This window comes from Enterobacter sp. RHBSTW-01064, from assembly GCF_014103035.1.
GTDB classification, from domain to species: domain Bacteria; phylum Pseudomonadota; class Gammaproteobacteria; order Enterobacterales; family Enterobacteriaceae; genus Enterobacter; species Enterobacter mori.
Window position 1 is genome coordinate 372,858 of the sequence record NZ_JABXOU010000004.1, and the last position, 25,644, is coordinate 398,501.

Here is a 25,644-nt window from a genome sequence, read left to right on the forward strand (position 1 = left end):
CTTTTTTCAGGTTTCAGACAATGTCTTCAGCACAACAACATCGCGGCTCTCCCTACGCCCAGGAACTGATCTCTTATTTAGAGCCGTACTGCACCACGCGCAGAACAGGCCGTGGCGAGCAATTCGATCTTCAGGTCGACGGCAAGGGGATCTGTTATTTAATTCTGGAGGGGACAATTGCCGTCTACCGCAGAAGCGATGACATGATGCTCTCCACCGCCCGCAGCCCTGCTCTGTTTGGTCTCGCGAATCTGACGGATATTTATTTCAATGATTACATCAAAACCGTGAGCCCGTGCCTGATTGGCATTCTCCCTACCGAGAAGGTCAGTGAAATTATTAAAGAGAAAGCATTATGGGGCCTGCTTTCTAACCAGCTGATGTTTGTCTATAGCCGACTGTATAATAACGTAATGCCACAAGGCGCACCGACGGCGTATGAGATGATTCGCCAGCAGCTTGTTAAGCTGATGGAGGAAGATGAGGCTTATCGGCTCGGCGTGACGGCAGAAAGGTATATCAGGGAAAAAACGCAGCTTTCGCGCAGTGGCGTTATGCGCATTCTGGCCGATCTAAAAACAGGTGGGTTTATTGAAATCGATGAAGGCAGGCTGATAAAAATCAATAAGCTTCCCGCCAAATACTGAACTCCAGACACAAAAAAGGCCGCATACGCGGCCTTTTCATTCGCACTCAATGGACGTGAACGCCCAACCGCCAGGCAAAATAGATCTCTTCTTTCAGCTCGTTTGAAGAGAGCGCCAGCAAATCTGCAAATTCCAGCTCAAGTTGTTTCAGTTTTTTCAGGTACTGCGCCGGAGACAGGTTGCTCTTATCGCGACGTAAATATTCAATTGCCAGTTGGGTTGGGGTTATTTCAGTATCCATGATGTCCTCGCTTATGTACAAATCCTGACCAGTATATCACAACGCGCTGGCTAGTTTTTGACCACGGGCAAAAACATCAGGAAACTTTACACAACTGCCGTCGTCAGCCTTGAGGAGCAGCACAGGCGTTCCTGCTCATCGAGAATATCGATCTGCCACACCTGATGACGGCTCCCGGCATGAAGCGCGCGGCAAATACCGCGCACCCGCCCGCTGCGAACAGAGCGGATATGGTTAGCGTTCACCTCCAGCCCGACAACCTTCTGCTCCCCTTCGGTACAGAGGTAGCCCGCAACCGAACCCAGCGTTTCGGCCAGCACAACGGACGCGCCGCCGTGCAGCAAACCGAACGGCTGATGCGTGCGGCTATCGACGGGCATCGTCGCTTCCAGCTCATTCTCACCAATCCGGGTAAACTGGATGTCCAGCAGCCCCACCATATTGCCTTCGCCCATGGCGTTTAACGCCTGCAGCGTCACCGCACGTTTCCAGATCATCCGATAATCTCCAGCAAAGCCTGTAATGGATGGCGAACGCCGTTACCCTCAACGCGTTTCACCTGGCTGCGACACGAATACCCCGTGGCCAGACAGCGGTTACGCGGTAGACGCTGCATCGCCTGTTGCCACGATAATTCATAGATCCCAAGCGAATTGGCGTGGTTTTTCACTTCGTGCCCGTAGGTACCTGCCATACCGCAGCAGCCCACGCTAACGTTTTCCAGCTTCGCGCCAAAACGGGCGAAAATAGCGGCCCACTGGGCAGGTGCGCCCGGCAGTGCCGTAACTTCAGTACAGTGACCAAAGAGATACCAGGGCTCACCGCTGGCCTCACGTGCGGCAGTTTGCTGTAGCGCTAAAGGCAGCCACTCGTGTACCAGCATGACGTGGAAATCACCGCGTTTTTCGCCCAGCGTCTGCTTGTACTCATCGCGGTAGCACAGTACCAGCGCCGGATCGACGCCGACCATGGGTATCCCAAGCTGCGCCACGCGATTCAGGAAGTCAGACGTTTTCTGCGCCGTCTTCGCAAAACGGGTCAGGAAGCCCTTAATGTGCTGCGCCTTGCCATTCGGGGAGAACGGCAGCACAACCGGCTGGTAGCCCACTTTTTCCGCCAGACGGATAAAATCGGCCACCACCTGCGCATCGTAGTAACTGGTAAACGGATCCTGCACCACCAGCACCACGTTGGCTTTTTGCGCATCACTCAGTGCTTCAAGCTGCTCCAGCGTCATGTTTGCCGAGCGGTGTCCCACCAGCTGGCGTTGCAGCGACGGTGTCGAGAGCAGCGGCAGATCCACCATGCCGATATGTTTTTCGGAAAGCTTGCGCACCAGCGGCTGATTGATAAAGAAGTTAAAGGTCTTCGGCGCACGCGCCATCAGCGGGGCGTAGCTTTCCACCGTCGCCACCAGATGGTCGCGCATCGGTCGCAGATAGCGCGTGTGATACAGCTGCAGGAAGCGCGAGCGGAACTCCGGCACGTCGATTTTGATCGGACACTGCGTCGAACAGGCCTTGCAGGCCAGGCAGCCGGACATGGCCTCTTTCACTTCATGCGAGAAGTCGTATTCGCCTTTATTCGCATGCCAGCTGTTGCGGGTGCGTTCGATAAGGGAACGCAGGCTGGCGCGTTTTTCCGGCAGTTCCTGCTCGAGCTTGAGCGGGTCGACGCCGCGGTCCGCCAGCAGTCGCAGCCACTCGCGCACCAGCGTCGCACGCCCTTTTGGCGAGTGGATACGGTTGCTGGTGATTTTCATCGACGGGCACATCGGGCTCTTCACATCGAAGTTAAAGCACAGGCCGTTGCCGTTGCACTCCATCGCGCCACGCCAGGAAGAGCGCACCGCAATCGGGATTTGTCGGTCATAGGTGCCGCGCTTGACCGCATCCACCTGCAGCATTGGCGCGTCAACGCCCTCCGGCGGGCAAATCTTACCGGGATTGAGGCGGTTATCCGGGTCGAATGCCGCTTTGACCTTACGCAGTTCACCGAAGAGCTGCTCCCCGAAGAACGCCGGGCTGTACTCCGCGCGGAACCCTTTGCCGTGCTCACCCCACAGCAGGCCGCCATATTTGGCGGTTAAGGCCACCACGTCGTCGGAGATCTCCTTCATCAGGATCTCCTGCTGCGGGTCACACATATCCAGCGCCGGACGCACGTGCAGCACGCCCGCGTCCACGTGGCCAAACATGCCGTAGCTCAGGCCGTGGCTGTCCAACAGCGCGCGGAATTCAACGATGTAATCCGCCAGATGTTCCGGCGGCACGCAGGTATCCTCGGCAAACGGAATTGGCTTCGCGGCCCCTTTCGCATTCCCGAGCAGCCCCACCGCTTTTTTACGCATCGCGTAGATACGCTCAATGCCGGAGAGATCGTTGCACAGCTGCCAGCCGATCACGCCGCCTTCACCGCGTGCAATCAGTTCGTCCAGCCGCTGGCACAGCGTGCTAACCTGACGTTCAATCAGTTCGGCGTCATCGCCAGCGAACTCAACGATGTTCAGACCGAGCATCTCTTTGTCGGGTACATCGGTAATCAGCTCACTGACCGAATGCCAGACGATATCTTCTCTTGCCAGGTTCAACACTTTTGAGTCAACGGTTTCCACCGACAACGCCCGCGCATCCACCATAAATGGCGCATTGCGCAGAGCAGAATCGAAGGAGTTGTATTTAACGTTCACCAGGCGACGCACCTTCGGCAGCCGGGTGATATCCAGACGCGCTTCGGTAATAAACGCCAGCGTACCTTCCGAACCGGTCAGCACGCGGGTTAAATCGAACTGGGTCAGGTCGTCGTTAAAGACGTGACGCAGATCGTAACCCGTCAGGAAGCGGTTCAGTTTCGGGAATTTGTCGAGGATCAGCTGACGGTTATCGCGACAGCGCTCCAGCACGGTGCGATAAATCCGCCCGCTCGCCGTGCTCTCTTTACCCAGCGTCTCGGCCAGCTCGACCGGCATTGGCTGGGTATCGAGGATGTCGCCCCCCAGAAGCACCGCGCGCACGCCCAGCACGTGATCGGAGGTTTTACCGTAGACCAGAGAGCCCTGACCGGATGCGTCGGTATTGATCATCCCGCCAATGGTCGCCCGGTTGCTGGTCGACAGTTCCGGCGCAAAAAAGTAGCCGTACGGTTTTAAGAATTGATTAAGCTGATCTTTGATAACCCCCGCTTCCACGCGCACCCATCCCTCTTCAGGGTTGATTTCAATGATGCGGTTCATATAGCGGGACATATCGATGATGATGCCCTGGTTCAGCGCCTGCCCGTTGGTGCCGGTACCGCCGCCACGGGGTGTGAAAACCAGGGAGGTAAAGCGCTCCTGCGAGGCCAGACGGGCAATCAGCGCCACATCCGCTGTAGAGCGTGGAAAAACGACGGCATCGGGGAGAAGCTGGTAGATACTGTTATCGGTCGCCATTGTCAGCCTGTCGGCATAATTCGTGGCGGTATCACCTGTAAAACCCTGTTGCTCCAGTGCTTGCAAAAAATTAAGCACCAGCTGAACGACGCCAGGTGCCTGAGAAATCTGTGGGATCATCACTGTCGACCCTAATTAGAGTTGTTGTGGAAATCGTTTGCGTTGTATCACAACTTTTTATCACATTTTTTTCTTATGCGCTCAGCAGAATTACGGGCAAAATCCGCCTGTCAAAAATCGCTGATATCACTAATGATTAGAGAAAGGCGGTTCACGTTCTCGCCAGCCATGCTGGTGTTCATTTAAGGAAAGTTACATTTATGGTCAATCTTCGTCAGCCCAGGGATGTTGCGCAAATTTTGCTGTCGGTGCTGTTTTTAGCCCTGATGATTATTGCGTGTCTGTGGATTGTTCAACCCTTCGTGCTTGGCTTTGCGTGGGCCGCTACCGTTGTCGTCGCCACCTGGCCTCTGCTATTACGACTGCAGAAACTGCTGTTTGGCCGCCGTGGCCTGGCGGTGCTGGTCATGACGCTGCTGCTGTTCATGCTGTTTATTATTCCGATTGCCCTGCTGGTAAATAGTCTTGTCGACTCCAGTGGCCCGGTTATCCGTGCCGCCACCAGCGGGGATCTGACGTTGCCGGATCTCGCGTGGCTTAATAGCATTCCACTGGTCGGCGCGAAACTCTACAGCGGCTGGCACAGCCTGCTGGAGATGGGCGGCAGCGCGCTGATCGCGAAAGTGCGGCCGTATATTGGCACCACCACCACCTGGTTTGTCGGTCAGGCGGCGCATATTGGTCGCTTTATGATGCACTGTGCGCTGATGCTGGTCTTTAGCGCGCTCCTGTACTGGCGCGGTGAGCAGGTTGCCCTTGGGGTGCGTCATTTTGCCACCCGACTGGCGGGTAAACGCGGCGATGCCGCCGTGCTGCTGGCTGCGCAAGCCGTCCGTGCCGTTGCGCTGGGCGTGGTGGTGACCGCGCTGGTGCAGGCGGTGCTGGGCGGTATCGGCCTGGCGATTTCCGGCGTGCCGTACGCTACCGTATTCACCGTTGTCATGCTGATGACCTGTCTTGCGCAACTGGGACCATTGCTGGTGCTGGTGCCGTCCATCATTTGGCTCTACTGGACGGGCGATACCACCTGGGGCACCGTGCTTCTGGTCTGGAGCTGCGTGGTCGGCACCATGGATAACGTCATTCGCCCGATACTGATCCGCATGGGGGCTGATTTACCGTTGATTCTGATCCTGTCAGGCGTTATCGGCGGGTTAATCGCATTTGGAATGATCGGCCTCTTTATTGGCCCGGTGCTGCTCGCAGTGACATGGCGTCTCTTCTCGGCCTGGGTGCATGAAGTTCCCCCTCCGGGAACAGATCCTGATGTGATCCTGAGCGAACTGGAAGAGCTGGAAGAGAAGAACACGCATTAAGCCTTTTGGCCGGGTGGCGCTAACGCTTACCCGGCCTACATTCCCCCTCACAATACTTTAACGCTGCTAAAGTATTTATTCATTACTCACTGGTCAGACCCGCCATTTCAGCAGCAAGTCCGCTGCTAACCTCAAGAAATCTTTACGTCTCTTTAACTATTGAGACGAATCTGATCGACGCTAAAAGCCGACATGCCTACTATTAGGACACGGTTATAAATCAACACCTTGATTTATAAGCATGGAAATCCCCTGAGTGAAACAACGAATTGCTGTGTGTAGTCTTTGCCCATCTCCCACGATGGGCTTTTTTTTCAGTAACTTACGGTGCTATGCAGGGCTTTAGTGTGCAAACTGTGTGCAGAGAAAAAAACGCCATCCTCCTTTCCCCATAGAATATCAATAGCTTACGCTCTATGCATATTGTTTCAGATGGGGTGACAAACACAAAAAGCCCCGAAAAATGGAGGTTCCAGAATCTCATTGAACTCCTGCTCTTTCATTATCTAGAAAGTTCCCCTACATTCAAATTCATTAATCTTAGGCATAACAGGACTAAATATAGTAACAATAGTTAAACCATCATTTACCCAGTGAACATATAGCCTATTCTGTTCATCAAAGGTAAAAATGCTACTACCATCCTCAGCTGTTCCAGAATGATAGTATTGCTTGCCAGCGTACCCCATAAATTCACCCTGCTTAGCAACTCCATTTTCAATAGTGACTTTATTACCGTTCATATCCTTACAGACGTAAGCAGAAGCGTTAGCACCAAAGGAAGCAAGCACCAGAGCAGCTATCAATATTTTTTTCATTACAGGCTATCCACCATCTGATTTATCCCACTGTTGATCATACACTGGCTGACCATGTAAGGGTGTGCGGCTTCACACAGCCTTCATAGTTACGAACTCTCTGTTCGCTATAATACTTAGCCTGTGAGCGTTCCAGCTCAGCATTAAAGCCTTTGTGTTCCTGTTCTGCTCTCTCCTTGTCCTGTAGCTGTTCCAGAGATAAGCCCTGCGCTTTCGCCTGTGCCTCTACGGATTCAAGTTCTGCTGTGTGCTGTGCGCTCTGGTCAGATAAAAATGCTTGCTGCTGTTCTGCTGTCATTGGTTATCTGGCCCCCGTACAGCCATTAAGAAGCCCTGCCACAATCAAGGGGATAATTAAACGTTTCATGTTCTACCTGATATTAGTAAGAGCAATAGCCATATTTATGATGTGAACCAGCACCACCGTGTAAGCGTTGCCCTTTTGGACAAGCAATTACAACAGAACAAAATAACATAAGAATAAACACCAATATCTTTTTCATTGGCTAACCTCTGTTACTTCCCCTGTTTCATTATCCTGCACTTCACCATTACCTACCCATTCACCTTGATGTTCATCACCGTTATCTACCGTAATAGTTACTTCCTGCTCTCCCTCAGTTGCGCAAATATTAGAGCCGTTAGTATCTGTATATTCATAATCACACGCTATAGCAGCACAAGAGATAGCGAACAGCATACACATAATAATTAACTTTTTCATTTAAGCCTTCCACGGGTTTTCTACGTTAATACGCTTACACTGATAATTAAAATCTTTATCGTAGCTTGATTTAAAAGAGGCACTAATAGCCTTACCATTCACATAATCAACCCTTAAAGTTGAGAATTCTAAAGCATGATCTGATTGACCTATAGTTAAATAACCAGTATCATTATCATCAAAGTGATATTTAACATTCTTAATATCTGAACCATCAGAATTAACATCATGCTTCATATCACCCAAATAGTGATTGTGTGCTATCAGCGTTATTTCATACCAGTTATTAGGAACCTCAGAAGTTTCTACGCTGGATGTATAACGCCCTGCATTAAATGCAATATTTAAATCACCATTACAATTAAATTCAACATCATCAGGGTATGTATTAACCCCCATTTTAACTACATTCATTACAGCCCCAAAACCCATGTTTTCAGACTGAATAAAATCACTGTTAGTAGACGCTGCATTTTCAGGAGGTGGCTCATATCCGCCTGGACGAACAGAAGCAGCACGACCACCGCAGACAGAACCATCAGCGGCTATATCATCTGGATAGGTACAATTACCAGCCATTGCAAAAGCGCTAAGTGCCATTAATACAACCAATAAAGACTTCCGCATTTAATTACCGTCTCCAACTACTAATTAATTAAAGATGAACCATCACAATATGCACAGTTTATTTAAGCTTGCCCTGCTTGCAGCTATAAGCTACACAGTCCCTTTTAATCGCTCTGCAAGCCCCGTTATTCATTTTATTATTAACAGGGCTATCAGTGTATTCATTACATCACTTAGCCCCTTTTAGCCTTTCTGGTTCCTCCTGTGGGATAAGGTCAGCTAAGCCGCCCATTTTCTTAGCCAGTTCTGCCTTAATGCGCTCCTGCACTTCTTGCAGGTTCTTATGCTGGATCTCTGCATATGCCGCGTTCAGGACTGACTTAGTATCACGTTTAACCAGTTTCAGCAGCACAAGTAAAAACTCATGCTGTGCGAGCTTGTGACCTTTCTGCGCTGTTACATGCCTCACAATAACGCCTACAGTGATTGCACCTGATTCCAGAGCGGGAACAAGCTCCTTAGCTTCTTCTTTACGTGCCTCTAAAGCTGGCTTAGGATTAGTTGCATTACCCAATAGAGCCACATCTAAACCTGTATTAATAAAAAATCTGCTCTAAGTTCATAATCTCTATCTCTCCAGTTAGGGCTAGCAATACTACCAGCCCACAATCACTACAACTTAAAGCGCGTCACCTGTTAACGGATTCATGCCCGCCTCAAGCCAAATATTATAAACCTGCTCTGTGATGTTTAATGCTGTTACAGGCTCATTATCATCAATCATATCTACAGGCAGGTTAACGACACAGTTACCTATTACATCAAAGTTAGTAGTTGCATCTGGATTGCCAACAATCAGCACTGGCTTGGTTAACACCTTCTTTAATACAGTGCCATTAAAAACAAACAGCGAGTTTAGGTTTACATCTTTAAATAGAGTCATTCAATCATCCTCTTTTTCGAGTTCCACTGTAGCTGGGAAGTCAATAGTAGGACTGCCACTATTAACTAGCAAAAACTAATAGCGACCACTGGCACAAATACATTAAACACCAGAAGCATGATAGCGTCTGATTACATCTATTTAACCAGCGAAAATAGTTCCTATCTCTTTGTAAATAAAAGCGGAAAATAAACGGTATAGCATGGGTTACTTAAGAATGATCTTAACAGCTAATTAACCCCATTTACGCGATGATATAACACCTGTAATCGATTGTAAGGCGCCAGATTGAACACCTTAGAGGTGGCTTTGATGAGTTGCTGACTTCTTGGCCCTTGATTCTCACTCGCAAATGTACAATTGGAAGCTTTGCCCATCTCCCACGATGGGCTTTTTTTTATCCTGACTACGCGCGCTCAACCTCACAGGTACTGAGCATCCGCCACTCAGCAGGCAGTACCCGCGTTTCCCCTGTCACATTGACCGTCACCGCCTCGCGAATATCCGCCGACGATGCGCCAACCTGCAGTTCAAACTCACCCGGCTCAACGATGCGTTTCCCGTCGCGACGGGTAAAGTTGAACATATCAACCGGTAGCGTAAAGGTGAGCGTGGCGGTTTCGCCCGGCGAGAGCGTGACGCGCTGGAAGGCCTTCAGCTCCTGAAGCGGTCGCACCTGCGTGGCGACCTTATCCCTGACGTAAACCTGTACCACCTCGCTGCCGCTGCGCTCACCGGTATTGGTGATATCCACATTCAGCGTCACCTCGCCGTCGACCGGCACGCTGGATGCCGCCACTTTTGCCGCTCCCCAGCTAAACTGCGTCCAGCCGAGGCCGAAGCCAAACGGGTAACGCGAACCGAAATGGAACGCAAACGGCGTGCCGCCGCTTTTCAGCTTGTGATTGTAGTAATACGGCATTGCTCCGGCGCTTTTCGGCACGCTCACCACCAGACGCCCCTGCGGCTCCGCCCGCCCCGTCAGCACGTCCGCAATCGCCCAGCCACCTTCCTGCCCGGGCGCCCAGGCCATCATCAGCGCCGCGACCTTATCTTCCAGGCCCTGAAGGTTGTACGGACGCCCGCCGGTCATCACCACGATCACCGGTTTACCGGTAGCGACCAGCGCTTCCAGCAGCTGTTGCTGCACGCCAGGCAGATTCAATGAGTCAGTATCTGAGCCTTCACCCACGGTGCCACTCTGGAACAGCCCGGCGAGATCGCCCACGCAGGCCACCACCACGTCACTTTGTTGCGCGGCGTCTACCGCCTCGGGGATCAGTGCGGTGCTCAGTGAAACCGGCGACTGCTGCATCGGCTTACCGCCGCTGTCGCCGGGGAAGACCGGCGCGCCCGCCATCCGTTTTTCAATGATGTGGCACCCTTTGGCATAGCGCACGTTCGATGCACCCAGATAGTGTTCCAGCGCCGCGCGCGGGGTCGTCACCTGCGACGTCTCTTCCACCATGTCGCTGATGATCAGGTGTACCGGGAAGCTGTAACCGCTGAGTAACGCCAGCGGATCGTCTGCCGTCGGGCCGACCAGCGCAACGCGAGGCTTTCCGCCGAGGGGCAGGATGCCATTGTTTTCCAGAAGCGTGATCGACTTTGTCGCGACATCACGCGCCACCTGCCGGGTCGTCTCATTTTGCAGATCGCTGCCCTGCTCATTGGCATAGGGACGTTCAAACAGGCCAAGGCGGAATTTTTCCGTCAGCGTACGCGCCACGATCTCATCCACCTTCGCCATCGAAATCAGCCCACGCTCTACCGCTTCCGCCAGATGGCGCGCGCAGTCATCTTTCGGCAGCTCAACGTCCAGCCCGGCGTTAAAGGCCAGCGCGGCGGACTCCGCTGCATCGTGGGAAATTCCATGGTGCTGATGCAGCAGGCTGACGCCGCCGTAATCCGCCACGATGATGCCATCAAAGCCCCACTGTTCACGCAGGACGGTGGTCAGCAGGAAGCTGTCGCTGTGACCCGGCTGATTATCAATATCGTGGTAGGCGGGCATGACCGAACCGGCGTTGGCCAGCTTCACCGCCATTTCAAACGGCAGCAGGAAGGTATCATTCAGCTCGCTAAATCCGAGGTGCACCGGCGCGTGGTTGCGCGCCCCTTCGCTAAACGAGTGGCCAACGTAATGTTTCAGGGTCGCCAGCAGGTCGCGTTTATCGCCCTGTAACCCCTTCACGTAGGCGGTCGCCATCACCCCCACCAGCCAGGGATCTTCGCCGAAGGTTTCTTCGGTACGCCCCCAGCGCACGTCGCGGGACACGTCCAGCACCGGCGCCAGCCCCTGCTGACAGCCGACGGAGCGCGCCTCTTTGCCAATCTGCTCCGCCGCCCGCTGCACCAGCTCCGGGTCCCAGGTCGAACCATAGTTCAGCGAGGACGGGAATAGTGTTGCGTCTTTGCACAGCAGCCCCACCAGACACTCCTCGTGGAACAGCGCCGGAATACCGAGACGCGTCTCTTCCATCATCATGCGCTGGAGTCGGTTGGCCGCGCGCACGCCCGTTTTCGCATCAACAATATGCGTGCCGAGCGGACGCGTGATCTGCCCCACACCCAGCTTCAGCCGTTCGTTGAGCGAGGCCTGCTCGCTCACGCCTGCGAACTCATCGCTGAGATCGCTCCGTTCGCGGTGATTGCCGTTTTCATCGAGGATCAGCCAGTACGCGTGCATCTGGGCAAACTTCTCTTCCGGGGTCATGCGCGCCAGTAAATCGGCGACGCGCTCGTGTACCGGACGTCCTGCGTCCTTATAGATAGCCGTCATGTTTTACTCCTGTATTGCAGAATGGGTTGCCGGGCTGAGCTTTCCTGCGTCGGGACGCACATCACGCTTGCCCGCAAGTTCACGGGCAATGGAATCCACCAGCCGACTGTTGAGTTTGTAAATGGAAAGAAGCGCCACCATGCAGAGGAACAGCACGCAAGGAATGAGCGTAAAGAGCGCGTTGATGGTAGAGAGCACGTGCGGCGCCTGCGTCACCTGGCCCGGGGCGTAATCCACCATGCCAAGCACCCAACCGACCACGGCCCCGCCCAGCGCCAGGCCAAACTTGATGGCAAACAGCGCGGTAGAGAAGACCAGACCGTCCAGACGACGACCGCTGCGATGCTCTTCGTAATCCACCACGTCGGAGAACATGGTCCACTGGAGCGGCGTGGTCAGGTTTTGAATAAAGCTAAAAACGATGTTGAGGCCGAATATCAGCCAGACCTGCGAAGGCGGAATGAAGAAAATCAGCGCCCCGAAAATGACGAACGTCATAATGGTCCACTGATAGGCGCGAACGCGATCAAATTTTCCGAGCAGACGTTCAGATAATAATGCCCCGCTTAATGAGGCCACCATGCCTGAAACAATAAAGGCAAAGACCAGTTCCGGGCGCAGCAGCACATAGTTGACGTAATACATGGTGGCAGAGCCGCGCGTCACGACCGCCGTTAACAGCAAAATATTAAACACGAACACAATTCGCCACTGGCTGTTTTTGGCCAGCAGTTTTAAATCCGTCAGCATGGAGCCGGAGGTATCATTTCGTGGTGAATAACGTTCGCGGGTCATCAGGAAGCAGCAGAAGAATAAAACAATACCCAGCAGCCCCATCAGGCTCATGGCATAGAAATAGCCTTTCTGTACGTTTCCTTGCCCCAGCTGTGACACCAGCGGCAGGGCAATCACCGTCACGATCAGTCCGCCAATAAAGGACAACCCAAAGCGCCAGGATTGCAGAGAGTGACGTTCGCGGGGATCCAGCGTCAGCGCCCCCGGCATGGCGCAGTAAGGCACGTTAATCGCCGAGTAAATAAGGCTCAGAATGGCGTAAGTCACGCAGGCATAGACGATTTTCCCGGTCGGCCCGACGTCCGGCACATAGAAGGTAATCAGACAGCTGACGCCAAACGGAATAGCAAACCACAGCAGCCAGGGGCGAAAGCGGCCGTGGCGCGTTTGCGTGCGGTCAACGAGCGCACCAATGCAGGGATCGATAAATGCATCGACCACGCGCACCACTAAAAACATGGTGCCCATAATCGCGGCGGGCAAGCCAAAAACGTCCGTATAAAAATAGGCGAGAAATAACGTCGCCGTTTGCCAGACCAGCGCGCTGGCCATATCGCCTAAGCCATAACCTATTTTATCTTTCGTACGTAATACAGAGGAGATTGTCATTGTTATTTGCCTTTTTATCAGGTTAAAACGTATTTCAACCAGTTGCGCATCATCTGAAGGGAAGTGCGCAGTAAGGCTCAAGTATTAGCAACGCTTTGCGCGCTAACAATTGTCTAAATTAACAGACAAATTATGATATTTGGTTTTTTGTTTTATTTGTGATGGGGAGCATATTCGGGCGGAAATAAAAAAAGGCGAGGAGATCTCTCCTCGCCTTTTTCCGTTTTTACGCGGTTACTTATTCAGTTCTGCCAGGCTCAGCCAGGTTTGCACCACGGTGTCCGGGTTCAGGGAGAGGCTATCAATCCCCTCTTCCATCAGCCAGGCGGCAAAGTCTTCATGGTCGGACGGGCCCTGACCGCAGATCCCGACGTATTTCCCCTGCTTCTTCGCCGCGCGGATGGACATCGAGAGCAGCGCTTTCACCGCCTCGTTACGCTCGTCGAACAGCTCAGAGACCACGCCAGAGTCGCGGTCCAGACCCAGCGCCAGCTGCGTCATGTCGTTCGAGCCGATAGAGAAGCCGTCGAAGTGCTCCAGGAACTGCTCGGCCAGCAGGGCGTTGGACGGGATTTCGCACATCATGATGATCTTCAGCCCGTTCTCGCCGCGCTTCAGCCCCTGACGCGCCAGCTCGTCCACCACCGCTTTCGCCTGGTCCACGGTACGCACGAACGGGATCATGATCTCCACGTTGGTCAGCCCCATGTCGTTGCGCACGCGTTTCACCGCGTCACACTCCAGCGCGAAACAGTCGCGGAAGCTGTCGGACACGTAGCGTCCGGCCCCGCGGAAGCCCAGCATCGGGTTCTCTTCTTCCGGCTCGTAGCGCTCGCCGCCCACCAGGTTGGCGTATTCGTTAGACTTAAAGTCTGACAGACGCACAATCACGCGTTTCGGGTAGAAAGCCGCGCCCAGCGTCGCGATCCCTTCGGTCAGACGGCCGACATAGAACTCTCTTGGTGAGTCGTAGCCTTTCATCATCTCGCGAATTTCGTTCTGCAGCTTCGGCTCCTGGTCGTCAAACTCCAGCAGCGCGCGCGGGTGAACGCCGATCATACGGTTGATGATAAATTCCAGACGCGCCAGGCCTACGCCTTCGTTCGGCAGGCAGGCGAAGTCAAACGCGCGGTCCGGGTTACCGACGTTCATCATGATCTTCAGCGGCAGGTCCGGCATGGTATCCACGCTGGAGCTTTTCACGCTGAAGTCCAGAATATCGGCGTACACGTAGCCGGTATCGCCTTCGGCGCAGGAGACGGTTACGTTTTGTCCGTCCTTCATGCGCTCGGTGGCGTCACCGCAGCCGACAACCGCAGGAATACCCAGCTCGCGGGCAATGATCGCCGCGTGACAGGTACGACCGCCGCGGTTGGTGACGATGGCCGCCGCTTTCTTCATGATCGGTTCCCAGTCCGGGTCGGTCATGTCGGTCACCAGCACGTCGCCTGGCTCAATGCGGTTCATCTCGCTGATATCGTGGATCACTTTCACCGGACCAGCACCGATACGGTGACCGATGGCGCGGCCTTCCGCCACGATTTTGCCCTGCGCGTGCAGCGTATAACGCTCCATCACCTGACCACGAGAACGGACGGTTTCCGGACGCGCCTGCACGATAAACAGCTTGCCGGTGTTACCGTCTTTCGCCCATTCGATATCCATCGGACGGCCGTAGTGTTTTTCGATCTGCACCGCCTGCTTCGCCAGTTCTTCCACTTCGGCGTCGGTCAGGGAGAAGCGGTCGCGCTGCTCCTGCGGCACATCTTCAATCTTAACCTGCTTGCCATGCTCCTGGGTTGGGGCATAGATCATGCGAATTTTTTTCGAGCCCATGGTGCGGCGCACCACCGCCGGACGGTTAGCCGCCAGCGTAGGCTTGTGGACGTAGAATTCGTCAGGGTTTACCGCGCCCTGGACAACCATCTCGCCCAGGCCCCACGCGGAGGTGATAAACACCACCTGGTCGAAGCCGGATTCGGTATCGATGGAGAACATCACGCCGGAAGAACCTACGTCCGAGCGAACCATACGCTGCACACCAGCGGAGAGCGCGACGCCGCGATGGTCGTAGCCCTGGTGCACGCGATAGGAGATGGCGCGGTCATTAAACAGGGAAGCAAACACGTGCTTCACCGCCACCAGCACCGCATCGTAACCCTGAACGTTCAGGAAGGTTTCCTGTTGTCCGGCGAACGAGGCATCGGGCATATCTTCTGCGGTTGCAGAAGAACGCACGGCAAAGGAGGCCTGCGCATCGTCAGCAGAGAGCTGGTTGTACGCGTCGTGAATGGCTTTTTCCAGTTCCGGCTGGAAAGGTGTGTCGATGATCCACTGGCGGATTTGTGACCCGGCTTTGGCAAGCTCGGTGACGTCATCAATATCCGTTTTATCCAGCAGGTCGTAAATGCGCTGGTTAACACCGCTCTGGTCTAAAAACAGGTTAAAGGCATCGGCGGTGGTGGCAAACCCGTTTGGTACGGAAACACCCATACCGGACAGATTTGTAATCATTTCACCCAGGGAGGCATTTTTGCCCCCAACTCTGTCTACATCATTCATGCCGAGTTGGTTATACCAAAGCACCAGCGGTGACGAGCCATTGTTGGACATCGAAACAATCCTTTTGTGATATTTGATCGGAGTAAGAAACACCTGACTACGTATTTATACTGGCATATTTACTTCCGCTAAAAAAACGGTGAATCGTGTAAGCAATTTAAATTTTCAACTTTTCGGATACTTTCCCATCACTCGCTAAACCGATGATTCCTCTATATTCAGCCAAAAACCACAGAAATAAAGTCGCTATTTGAAAAATGAAATCTACTTTTCAGGAAAATCAAAAACACCGTTTCATTTTTACCCTAAATAATTCGAGTTGCAGGAAGGCGGCGACGCAGAGAGTCCCAGGAGCGTACATTTAGTACGTGACTGGGCGAGCGAGGAAAGCCAACGCGCCTGCAGCTTGAATTATGACGGGTAAATAATTAGGACAAGTTCTTTGCTGTCTAATTTACTTTTTTAATTTATGCTTTCAGTCAATTAGGTCTGATATTCAGGGTGGATAAAATGGATAGTGCTGTCGATCGCCACGTTTTTTATATTTCTGATGGTACGGCGATCACCGCCGAGGTGCTGGGGCACGCGGTGATGTCGCAGTTTCCCGTTTCGATTAACAGCATCACGCTGCCCTTTGTGGAAAATGAGAGCCGCGCCAAAGCGGTGAAAGACCAGATTGACGCCATCTTCCAGCAAACCGGCGTGCGCCCGCTGGTGTTCTATTCGATTGTTATCCCGGAAATTCGCAGCATCATTCTGCAAAGTGAAGGCTTCTGCCAGGACATCGTGCAGGCGCTGGTGGCACCATTGCAGAGCGAGCTCAAGCTCGACCCCACGCCCATCGCCCACCGTACACACGGGCTGAACCCCGGCAACCTGACCAAGTACGATGCGCGTATCGCCGCCATTGACTACACCCTCGCCCACGACGACGGGATCTCGCTGCGTAATCTTGACCAGGCGCAGGTGATCCTGCTGGGCGTGTCGCGCTGCGGCAAAACCCCGACCAGCCTCTATCTGGCAATGCAGTTTGGCATTCGCGCTGCAAACTACCCGTTTATTGCCGACGATATGGACAACCTGGTGCTGCCCGCCGCCCTTAAGCCGCTGCAGCACAAGCTGTTCGGCCTGACCATTAACCCGGAGCGCCTCGCCGCCATCCGCGAAGAGCGCCGCGAGAACAGCCGCTACGCCTCCATGCGCCAGTGCCGGATGGAAGTTTCCGAGGTTGAAGCGCTGTACCGCAAAAACCAGATCCCGTGGCTGAACAGCACGAACTATTCTGTAGAAGAAATTGCTACCAAAATCCTCGACATCATGGGGCTGAATCGCCGCATGTACTAATATGCTAGTACATTAATCCAGTTTCAGTTATCATAATGGCATCATCGGGGCGAATTTGCCCCGAACTTGAAATCAGCAGGGATTGGTTTAAGGTGATGCCCATCACTTCCCGGTAGTCTGCCGATGAAGCACAAAAATTCTGAGACATTCCATGAACAAAACCGACGAACTCCGCACTGCGCGCATTGATAGCCTGGTGACTCCGGCTGAACTGGCCCAGCGGCACCCCGTTTCCGCAGGCGTTGCGGAACATGTAACGGCGTCCCGCCGCCGCATTGAAAAAATCCTGAACGGCGAAGACAAGCGCCTTCTGGTGGTGATTGGCCCCTGCTCCATTCACGACCTGGATGCCGCGATGGACTACGCAAAACGTCTTCAGGGGATGCGTGAGAAGTATCAGCATCGCCTTGAGATCGTCATGCGCACCTACTTTGAAAAACCGCGCACCGTGGTGGGCTGGAAGGGTCTGATTTCCGATCCTGATCTCAACGGCAGCTATCGCGTGAACCACGGTATTGAGCTGGCGCGGAAGCTGCTTTTACAGGTCAACGAGCTGGGCGTTCCGACGGCGACCGAGTTTCTCGATATGGTAACCGGGCAGTTTATCGCCGATCTGATCAGCTGGGGCGCAATTGGCGCACGCACCACCGAAAGCCAGATCCACCGTGAGATGGCCTCCGCGCTCTCCTGTCCGGTCGGCTTTAAAAACGGGACCGATGGCAACACGCGAATTGCGGTCGACGCGATCCGCGCCTCGCGTGCCAGCCATATGTTCCTGTCGCCGGATAAGAGCGGTCACATGACCATCTACCAGACCAGCGGTAATCCGTACGGGCATATCATTATGCGTGGCGGCAAAAAACCGAACTATCATGCGCAAGATATCGCAGCAGCCTGCGAAACGCTGGCCGAGTTCGACCTGCCGGAACACCTGGTGGTGGATTTCAGCCACGGCAACTGCCAGAAGCAGCACCGTCGCCAGCTGGATGTCTGCGATGAGATCTGCCAGCAGATCCGCAGCGGTTCCACCGCCGTGGCAGGCATTATGGCGGAAAGCTTCCTCAAAGAAGGCACGCAGAAAATCGTTACCGGACAGCAGATGGTTTACGGCCAGTCGATCACCGACCCGTGCCTGAGCTGGGAAGACAGCGAGCTGCTGCTGGAGAAGCTGGCAGCTGCGGTTGATTCTCGCTTCTGATGTTATTGTCGGGTGGCGCTGCGCTTACCCGACCTACGATCCGTGCCCTCTCCCTGTGGGAGAGGGCATCAGACTGCACCTCCCCCAAATTTGATCCCGTCACACAATTTTCACAAAAACGCTTGCCGTGAATTTGTAGTTTATTGATAATGATTATCATTGTTACATTGATTGTTATTTATAAACATTATGTCACGTACGGATAACAGCGCGGCAACGCCAATAAAAACACACACAGCGCCTTCCCCCACCTCCACCGATCGCCGTATCGACAGCAAAACCCTGCTCGGTGATGAGGGGCGGGTCATTATCGAGCATGACGGCCAGCACTATCTTCTGCGCCAGACCCATGCCGGAAAACTGATCCTGACTAAATAAACAACACGATAATTTCGCCAGCCACCCAGGTGATCCCCAGGCAGCCAGCGCTTTTCAATTCTTATGGAGAGTTGCTATGCCACACCTGCATTCCACGTCTTTACGTCCGTCACTTCTGGCGCTGGCGATTGTCAGCACCCTGCCGGGGGCTGCGTTTGCCGCCACAGACGACATCACCGTAACCGCCACCGGCAACGCCCGCAGCGCCTTTGAGGCGCCGATGATGGTCAGCGTCATTGACGCCACCGCCCCGGAAAACCAGACCGCCAGCTCTGCCGCCGACCTGCTGCGCAAGGTCCCCGGTCTGACGCTGGACGGCACCGGCCGCACGAATGGTCAGGACGTCAACCTGCGCGGTTACGACCGTCGCGGCGTGCTGGTCCTGGTCGACGGCGTGCGTCAGGGAACCGATACCGGCCACCTCAACAGCACCTTCCTCGACCCGGCGCTGATCAAACGTATCGAAGTGGTGCGCGGTCCTTCCGCTCTTCTGTACGGCAGCGGCGCATTGGGCGGCGTGATTTCCTATGACACCGCCGACGCCAACGATCTGCTCGAGCCAGGCAAGAACAGCGGCTACCGCGTGTTTGGTACGGGCGCGACGGGCGATCACAGCATCGGAATGGGTGCCAGCGCCTACGGCCGTACCGAGACGCTGGACGGTCTGGTGGCATGGTCGAGCCGGGATCGCGGTGATATTCGCCAGAGTGACGGTGCAACGGCGCCTAACGACGAATCCATTAATAACATGCTGGCAAAAGGGAGCTGGAAAATCGACCCGGCTCAAACCCTGAGCGGCTCCCTGCGCTACTACAACAACGACGCGCAGGAGCCGAAAAACCCGCAAACCACCGACGCGTCCGACAGCAGCAATCCCATGACCGACCGCTCCACCATCCAGCGTGATGCGCAGCTTGGCTACCACCTTGCCCCGGAAGGTAACGACTGGCTGAACGCCGATGCAAAAGTCTACTGGTCCGAAGCGCGCATTAACGCCCAGAACGTCGACGGCACCGGCGAGTTCCGCAAGCAGACCACCAAAGGCGGCAAAGTGGAAAACCGCACCCGTCTGTTCAGCGACTCCTTTGCGTCCCATCTCCTGACCTACGGCGGCGAATACTATCGTCAGGAGCAACGCCCGGGCGGTGCGACAACCGGCTTCCCGAATGCCAAAATCGATTTCAGCTCCGGCTGGCTGCAGGATGAGATCACCCTGCGCGATCTGCCCGTGACCCTGCTGGGCGGTACGCGCTACGACAATTATCGCGGCAGCAGCGAGGGTTACGACGATGTGGATGCCGATAAGTGGTCATCCCGCGCCGGGTTAACCGTCAGCCCAACCGACTGGCTGATGCTGTTCGGCTCTTATGCGCAGGCCTTCCGCGCGCCTACCATGGGCGAGATGTATAACGATGCGAAACACTTCTCCATCGGCAGCTTTTACACCAACTACTGGGTACCTAACCCGAATCTGCGCCCGGAAACCAACAAAACCCAGGAGTTCGGTTTTGGTCTGCGCTTTGACGATCTGATGCTTGCCAACGATGCGCTGGAGTTTAAGGCCAGCTATTTCGATACCAAAGCCAAAGACTACATCTCCACCACCGTCGATTTTGCCGCGGCGACCACCATGTCCTATAACGTCCCCGACGCCAAAATCTGGGGATGGGACGTAATGGCGAAATACGCCGCCGACCTGTTCAACCTCGACGTGGCCTACAACCGCACGCGCGGCAAAGACACCAACACCGGCGAGTATATCTCCAGCATTAACCCGGACACCGTCACAAGCAAGCTGGATATCCCGGTGGCGCAAAGCGGGTTCTCCGTCGGCTGGATCGGTACTTTTGTCGATCGCTCAACGCATATCAGCAGCAGCTACAGTAAACAGCCGGGCTATGCGGTCAATGATTTCTACGTCAGCTATAAAGGTCAGGAACAGCTCAAAGGCGTGACCACTACGCTGGTGCTGGGCAACGCCTTCGACAAAGCGTACTGGTCCCCGCAGGGGATCCCGCAGGACGGTCGTAACGGTAAGATTTTCGTGAGTTATCAGTGGTAATGCATATTGAGAAGGAAGAGACAATGAATCACTACACACGCTGGCTTGAGTTAAAAGAAGACAATCCGGGTAAATACGCGCGTGACATCGCAGGGTTAATGAACATCAGCGAAGCGGAGCTGACCTTTGCCCGCGTAGGTCACGACGCCTGGCGACTGCACGGTGAAATCCGCGAGATTTTAGGCGCGCTGGAGGCTGTGGGCGAAACCAAATGTATCTGCCGCAACGAATACGCCGTGCACGAGCAGATCGGGAGCTTTACCAACCAGCACCTGAACGGCCACGCCGGGCTGGTGCTGAACCCGCGCGCGCTGGATCTGCGCCTGTTCCTCAACCAGTGGGCGAGCGTGTTTCACATCAGCGAAACCACCGCACGCGGTGAGCGTCAGAGCATTCAGTTTTTCGATCGTCAGGGCGATGCCCTGCTGAAGGTGTATACCACGGACAATACCGACGTCTCTGCCTGGGGCGACGTGTTGACCCGTTTTATCTTTGCCGATAACCCGCCGCTTGAGCTGAAGGCTGCCGATGCCCCGCCTCACGCTGAGAATGCGGATGCCGCGCGTGTGGACAAAGAGTGGCGCGCCATGACCGACGTTCATCAGTTCTTCAGCCTGTTGAAGCGCCATAACCTCAGCCGCCAGCAGGCGTTTCGTCTGGTGGGCGACGACCTCGCCTGCAAAGTTGAGAACAGCGCGCTGGGGCAGCTGCTGGAAACGGCACGTCAGGACGGTAACGAAATCATGGTCTTCGTGGGCAACCGCGGCTGCGTGCAGATCTTCACCGGCGCGGTGGAAAAAGTCGTACCGATGAAAGGCTGGCTGAATATCTTTAACCCCACCTTTACGCTGCATCTGCTGGAAGACGCCGTCGCGGAGAGCTGGGTAACGCGCAAGCCGACCGCAGATGGCCACGTCACCAGCCTGGAACTGTTTGCCGCCGACGGTACGCAAATCGCCCAGCTGTACGGCCAGCGTACCGAAGGCGAGCCGGAGCAGAGCCAGTGGCGCAGCCAGATTGACGCCCTGACGCCAAAAGGAATGGCCGCATGAAAAGCTGGTTTGCCCTGCTAAGCGCTCTGCCTCTGGTGGCGTTTGCCGCCACGCAGGAGAAAATTGTCACCCTCGGCGGCGACGTCACGGAGATCGTTTATGCCCTTGGCGCACAGTCTTCTCTGGTCGCGCGCGACAGCACCAGCCAGTGGCCGCAGGCGGCGAACGACCTGCCAGACGTGGGTTATCTGCGCCAGCTTAATGCAGAGGGGATTTTGTCCATGCGTCCCACGCTGGTGCTGGCGAGCGCTCAGGCTCAGCCCTCTCTGGCGCTGAAGCAGGTTGAGCAAAGCCGCGTCAGGGTGGTCACCGTTCCCGCCAGTAACGCCCTGAGCGTGATTGACGAGAAAGTCCGGACGATAGCCGAAGCAACGCACCAGCAGGCGCAGGGAGAAATCCTGCGCAAAACGCTGCGTGCGGAGCTGGCCGCACTGCCTGGGTCGTCGCTGAACAAGCGGGTGCTGTTTATTCTTAACCACGGCGGGATGACCGCCATGGCTGCCGGGCAGCAGACCGGCGCGGATGCCGCCATCCGTGCGGCGGGTTTACAGAACGCTATGCAGGGATTTTCCCGCTATCAGCCGCTGTCGCAGGAGGGCGTGATTGCCAGCCAGCCCGACCTTGTGGTGATTTCGCAGGACGGCGTGCGGGCGCTGGGCGGTGAAGAAAATCTGTGGACGCTGCCGGGTCTGGCGCAAACGCCAGCCGGGCGGTACAGACAGGTGCTGGCGATTGATGACATGGCGCTGCTGGGCTTTAGCGTGCGAACGCCGAAAGCGATCCAGCAGTTGCGCGCCAAAGCGGAGCAACTCCCCTGATGTCCCGACGGGTTACGGTTTCACTGTGGCTGCTGGCTGCCCTGCTCTCCCTTTTGACGTTCACGGCCACCGGCTTTGGTGCGTTGCGCCTGCCGGTCAGCCTGCTGTGGAACGGCAGCGACGAGGCGCTGCGTCAAATCTGGCTGACGATCCGCCTGCCTCGCGTGCTGCTGGCGCTGGTCATCGGCGGGTCGCTGGCGTTGGCGGGGTGTGTGATGCAAGGACTGTTTCGCAATCCCCTGGCGGATCCGGGTTTGCTCGGCATCAGCAGCGGCGCGGCGCTGGCGGTCGCGCTATGGGTCGTTCTTCCGCTCTCGTTACCTGCCCTGGTGATGCTCTACGCCCCGATGCTGGCAGCCTTTCTCGGCGCGCTGGCAGCGACCGTTGCGATCTTCCTGCTCAGCCAGCAGCGTAACAGCTCCCTGTCACGTCTGTTACTGGTTGGCATTGCGATAAACGCCCTGTGCGGTGCGGCGGTCGGCGTCCTCTCCTGGGTGAGTAACGATGCGCAGCTTCGCCAGCTTTCGCTCTGGGGAATGGGCAGCCTTGGTCAGGCGCAGTGGTCTACACTGCTGGCCGTTACCTCGCTGATGGTGCCCACCGTTCTGGTTATCTGGCGGCTGGCGAACGCGCTCAACGTGCTGCAACTCGGTGATGAGGAAGCGCACTACCTGGGTGTGGATGTCGCCGTCGTACAGCGGATCCTGCTGCTGTGCAGCGCCCTGCTGGTTGCTGCCGCAGTGGCGATCAGCGGCGTGATCGGCTTTGTGGGGCTGGTGGTGCCGCATCTGATGCGTATGTGGCTGGGCGCGGATCACCGGGCCGCGATCCCCGGCTCGGTCCTCGCCGGAGCTTCGCTGCTGTTGGTTGCGGATACGGCCGCGCGAACGCTGGTCGCGCCAGCAGAAATGCCGGTCGGTTTGCTGACCAGCCTTCTTGGAGCACCCTGGTTTCTCTGGCTTATCTTCCGTCGTGGAGGGCAACATGGCTGACCGCTATTGCGCTGAAAATATTGTTTTTCAGGCGGGACGACGCACGATAATCAACGACATTTCGCTGTCATTGTCGCAGGGTGAACTGATCGCGTTAATTGGCCCGAACGGTGCCGGGAAATCGACGTTATTACGGCTGTTAACGGGTTATCTCAAGCCTGCCAGCGGGCACTGTCTTCTGGCGGGGAAACCCCTCAGCGCATGGCGTCCGGACGCACTTTCCCGCCAGCGGGCGGTGATGCGACAAAACACGCAGCTGGGATTTGACTGGCCGGTGGAGGCCGTTATCGGCATGGGCCGCGCCCCGTGGACGCGCACGCCTGAAGCGGCAGTGATTCAGGAAATCATGCGGATCACCGAATGTTTACCGCTTGCCGGAAGGCAATTTGCGGCGCTTTCCGGTGGCGAACAGCAGCGTGTCCAGCTTGCGCGCGCGCTGGCGCAGCTCTGGTGCGACGGTGCTCCGCGCGGCTGGCTGTTCCTGGATGAACCCACCTCCGCGCTGGATCTCTACCATCAGCAGTATCTGCTGCGGCTGTTGAGGTCGCTGACCCGTCAAAAGGATCTGCACGTCTGCGTAGTGCTGCACGATCTCAATCTGGCGGCGCTGTGGGCAGACAGGATCCTGCTGTTGCATAACGGCAGGCTGGTCGCCGGAGGCACACCGGAGGCCGTCCTGCAGGCCGATGCGCTGGCCCACTGGTATGGCGCACAGCTGCACGTGGGTCAACATCCGGCTCACGCCGCGCCGCAGGTGTTTCTCGCCCCCTAGCTTGAGCAGCTCACTTCCAGCCGCTTGCCCCAGTCAGGCGGGCGGCTGACGTAGTCATCGTCCCGGTCGGCAAACGGCGTGCGCAACGCCACATGCAGGCGGTGTAGCTCGTCGTACTGCCCCTGCTCTGCCTGCTCAATCGCCCGCTGCGCCAGCCAGTTGCGCAACACCATTGCGGGGTTCGCGGCCTTCATCTTCTCCTGGCGGGTTGCATCGTCCACCTGCTCCTGCTGAAGCCGCGAGCGGTAGAGCGTGAACCAGTCGTCAAACGCCTGCCTGTCGATAAACTCGTCACGCAGCGGTGACGCCGCGCTGTTCTGCTCCGTCTGGCTCAGCATCCGGAAGGTGCGGGTGTAGTCACTGCCTTCCCGCGCCATCAGCGCAAACAAGGTGTTCAGTAATTCGTTATCACCCTTCTCCTGGGTCAGCAGGCCCAGCTTGTTGCGCATCAGCGCACCATACTCCCGCAGCAGAACCTCCTGATAACCGTCGAGCGCATCGTTCAGGGCATCGACGTCAATAAAAGGCGACAGGCTTTGCGCAAGGCGTTGTAGATTCCACAACCCTACAGCAGGCTGATTATCAAAACTGTAGCGTCCCTGATAGTCCGAATGGTTACAGATGTAACCCGGCTGGTAATCATCAAGGAAGCCATACGGACCGTAATCGAAGGTGAGTCCCAGAAGGGACATGTTGTCGGTATTCATGACCCCGTGTGCAAACCCGACGGTCTGCCAGCGGGCAATCATTGAGGCGGTACGGGAGACGATATCGCGGAACCAGAGAACATACTTTTCCGCTTCACCCTGCAACTGTGGCCAGTGGCGGCGAATGGCATAGTCTGCAAGCTGTCGGACTTTTTCCGGCTCGCGGCGATAGTAAAAGTGTTCAAAATGACCAAAGCGCACATGGCTTTCAGCGATGCGGACCAGCATTGCCCCCTGCTCCATCGTCTCACGCGCAACCGGCGTGTCGCTGGTAACAATGGACAGCGCGCGCGTGGTAGGGATCCCCAGCGCATGCATGGCTTCCGACGCCAGGCTTTCGCGGATCGTTGAGCGCAGCACCGCGCGCCCGTCGCCCATTCGCGAATAGGGGGTAAGACCTGCACCTTTCAGATGCCAGTCAACCGTCTTCCCGTTGGGAAGCTGTTGTTCACCGAGCAGGATCCCCCGGCCATCACCCAGTTGCCCCGCCCAGACGCCAAACTGGTGGCCGCTGTAGACCTGAGCCAATGGCTGCATGCCCGGCAAAAGCGTTTCGCCGCCCCAGACGCCAGCCCCTTCTGCAGGCTGGAACAGGTCAGGCGGGATCGCCAGTTCGTCAGCCAGCGGCTCGTTATGCCAGATAAGACGGGAATGGTGTAACGGTGTAGGTTTGAGTGCGGTATAAAAGCCAGGCAACTCGTCATGCCAGTGTGCAGTAAAAGACAGGGTCATAGGTCCTCCTGCTTTTAGTGTAGAGGGTTTAGCGG

At 55.7% G+C, this 25,644-nt stretch carries 23 protein-coding genes and 1 other RNA gene; 11 read left to right on the top strand and 13 right to left on the bottom strand.

What is annotated here, in order from left to right:
• Positions 1–20: 20 nt before the first annotated feature.
• The gene (locus tag HV355_RS14810) at positions 21–647 is read left to right on the top strand and encodes a helix-turn-helix domain-containing protein (RefSeq protein WP_120158846.1); all 627 of its coding nucleotides are present in this window, start codon (positions 21–23) and stop codon (positions 645–647) included.
• Between the two features lie 46 nt (positions 648–693).
• On the opposite strand, the gene HV355_RS14815 is transcribed toward HV355_RS14810, so the two are convergent.
• The 3 genes from HV355_RS14815 to HV355_RS14825 all read right to left on the bottom strand — a co-directional run bounded on the left by HV355_RS14815 (position 694) and on the right by HV355_RS14825 (position 4,438).
• Positions 694–888: a YdiH family protein gene (locus tag HV355_RS14815; protein WP_010430192.1), complete on the bottom strand. Its 195-nt coding sequence runs from the start codon at positions 886–888 to the stop codon at positions 694–696.
• A gap of 86 nt (positions 889–974) precedes the next feature.
• Complete coding sequence (gene menI, locus HV355_RS14820; protein WP_042715638.1) at positions 975–1,385, bottom strand: 1,4-dihydroxy-2-naphthoyl-CoA hydrolase; 411 nt, start codon at positions 1,383–1,385, stop codon at positions 975–977.
• A complete protein-coding gene (locus tag HV355_RS14825) occupies positions 1,382–4,438 on the bottom strand; it encodes an FAD-binding and (Fe-S)-binding domain-containing protein (protein ID WP_089601396.1) in 3,057 nt (1,018 codons plus the stop codon). The genes menI and HV355_RS14825 overlap by 4 nt, the downstream gene beginning before the upstream one ends.
• Before the next feature lie 200 nt (positions 4,439–4,638).
• On the opposite strand from HV355_RS14825, the gene ydiK reads away from it, so the two are divergent.
• A complete protein-coding gene (ydiK, locus tag HV355_RS14830) occupies positions 4,639–5,754 on the top strand; it encodes an AI-2E family transporter YdiK (RefSeq protein WP_010430184.1) in 1,116 nt (371 codons plus the stop codon).
• A 209-nt stretch (positions 5,755–5,963) separates the two neighbouring features.
• Positions 5,964–6,071, top strand: an RNA gene (gene rprA, locus HV355_RS14835) — antisense sRNA RprA.
• A gap of 189 nt (positions 6,072–6,260) precedes the next feature.
• Here the strand turns inward: rprA and HV355_RS14840 are convergent.
• The 9 genes from HV355_RS14840 to ppsA form a co-directional block, all read right to left on the bottom strand.
• On the bottom strand, positions 6,261–6,572 hold the full coding sequence (locus HV355_RS14840; RefSeq protein WP_182402455.1) for a hypothetical protein: 312 nt from the start codon (positions 6,570–6,572) through the stop codon (positions 6,261–6,263).
• A gap of 37 nt (positions 6,573–6,609) precedes the next feature.
• Positions 6,610–6,870 carry a hypothetical protein gene (locus tag HV355_RS14845; RefSeq protein WP_182402457.1) on the bottom strand — a complete coding sequence of 87 codons (261 nt, stop codon included), beginning with the start codon at positions 6,868–6,870 and terminating at the stop codon, positions 6,610–6,612.
• Between the two features lie 201 nt (positions 6,871–7,071).
• Positions 7,072–7,296, bottom strand: a complete 225-nt coding sequence (locus HV355_RS14850; RefSeq protein WP_182402459.1) for a hypothetical protein — start codon at positions 7,294–7,296, stop codon at positions 7,072–7,074.
• Positions 7,297–7,923 carry a hypothetical protein gene (locus HV355_RS24275; protein ID WP_249420871.1) on the bottom strand — a complete coding sequence of 209 codons (627 nt, stop codon included), beginning with the start codon at positions 7,921–7,923 and terminating at the stop codon, positions 7,297–7,299.
• A 169-nt stretch (positions 7,924–8,092) separates the two neighbouring features.
• Entirely contained in the window at positions 8,093–8,446 is a 354-nt protein-coding gene (locus HV355_RS14860; protein ID WP_182402461.1) for a hypothetical protein, read from the bottom strand.
• A gap of 96 nt (positions 8,447–8,542) precedes the next feature.
• On the bottom strand, positions 8,543–8,806 hold the full coding sequence (locus tag HV355_RS14865; RefSeq protein WP_182402463.1) for a hypothetical protein: 264 nt from the start codon (positions 8,804–8,806) through the stop codon (positions 8,543–8,545).
• Between the two features lie 406 nt (positions 8,807–9,212).
• Entirely contained in the window at positions 9,213–11,588 is a 2,376-nt protein-coding gene (locus HV355_RS14870) for a glycoside hydrolase family 3 N-terminal domain-containing protein (protein ID WP_182402465.1), read from the bottom strand.
• Positions 11,589–11,591: 3 nt separating this feature from the next.
• Complete coding sequence (locus HV355_RS14875) at positions 11,592–12,992, bottom strand: MFS transporter (RefSeq protein ID WP_108416822.1); 1,401 nt, start codon at positions 12,990–12,992, stop codon at positions 11,592–11,594.
• 234 nt (positions 12,993–13,226) lie between these two features.
• Positions 13,227–15,605, bottom strand: coding sequence for a phosphoenolpyruvate synthase (ppsA, locus tag HV355_RS14880; protein ID WP_010430177.1), 2,379 nt, complete (start codon positions 15,603–15,605; stop codon positions 13,227–13,229).
• Between the two features lie 459 nt (positions 15,606–16,064).
• On the opposite strand from ppsA, the gene HV355_RS14885 reads away from it, so the two are divergent.
• The 8 genes from HV355_RS14885 to HV355_RS14920 all read left to right on the top strand — a co-directional run bounded on the left by HV355_RS14885 (position 16,065) and on the right by HV355_RS14920 (position 24,170).
• Positions 16,065–16,898 carry a pyruvate, water dikinase regulatory protein gene (locus HV355_RS14885; RefSeq protein WP_042719439.1) on the top strand — a complete coding sequence of 278 codons (834 nt, stop codon included), beginning with the start codon at positions 16,065–16,067 and terminating at the stop codon, positions 16,896–16,898.
• A gap of 151 nt (positions 16,899–17,049) precedes the next feature.
• Positions 17,050–18,096: a 3-deoxy-7-phosphoheptulonate synthase AroH gene (aroH, locus tag HV355_RS14890; protein WP_108416820.1), complete on the top strand. Its 1,047-nt coding sequence runs from the start codon at positions 17,050–17,052 to the stop codon at positions 18,094–18,096.
• Positions 18,097–18,285: 189 nt separating this feature from the next.
• Positions 18,286–18,474, top strand: coding sequence for a hemin uptake protein HemP (gene hemP, locus HV355_RS14895; protein ID WP_010426061.1), 189 nt, complete (start codon positions 18,286–18,288; stop codon positions 18,472–18,474).
• 76 nt (positions 18,475–18,550) lie between these two features.
• Positions 18,551–20,536, top strand: a complete 1,986-nt coding sequence (locus HV355_RS14900) for a TonB-dependent hemoglobin/transferrin/lactoferrin family receptor (RefSeq protein ID WP_120158851.1) — start codon at positions 18,551–18,553, stop codon at positions 20,534–20,536.
• Between the two features lie 23 nt (positions 20,537–20,559).
• A complete protein-coding gene (gene chuS / locus HV355_RS14905) occupies positions 20,560–21,588 on the top strand; it encodes a hematinate-forming heme oxygenase ChuS (protein WP_182402467.1) in 1,029 nt (342 codons plus the stop codon).
• Positions 21,585–22,406, top strand: a complete 822-nt coding sequence (locus tag HV355_RS14910; protein ID WP_182402470.1) for a hemin ABC transporter substrate-binding protein — start codon at positions 21,585–21,587, stop codon at positions 22,404–22,406. Before chuS ends, HV355_RS14910 begins: the two co-directional genes overlap by 4 nt.
• Positions 22,406–23,398: an iron ABC transporter permease gene (locus tag HV355_RS14915; RefSeq protein ID WP_182402472.1), complete on the top strand. Its 993-nt coding sequence runs from the start codon at positions 22,406–22,408 to the stop codon at positions 23,396–23,398. The genes HV355_RS14910 and HV355_RS14915 overlap by 1 nt, the downstream gene beginning before the upstream one ends.
• A complete protein-coding gene (locus tag HV355_RS14920; protein ID WP_109080997.1) occupies positions 23,391–24,170 on the top strand; it encodes a heme ABC transporter ATP-binding protein in 780 nt (259 codons plus the stop codon). Before HV355_RS14915 ends, HV355_RS14920 begins: the two co-directional genes overlap by 8 nt.
• On the opposite strand, the gene selO is transcribed toward HV355_RS14920, so the two are convergent.
• Positions 24,167–25,609, bottom strand: coding sequence for a protein adenylyltransferase SelO (gene selO / locus HV355_RS14925; RefSeq protein WP_182402474.1), 1,443 nt, complete (start codon positions 25,607–25,609; stop codon positions 24,167–24,169). The genes HV355_RS14920 and selO overlap by 4 nt on opposite strands.
• Positions 25,610–25,644 lie beyond the last annotated feature (35 nt).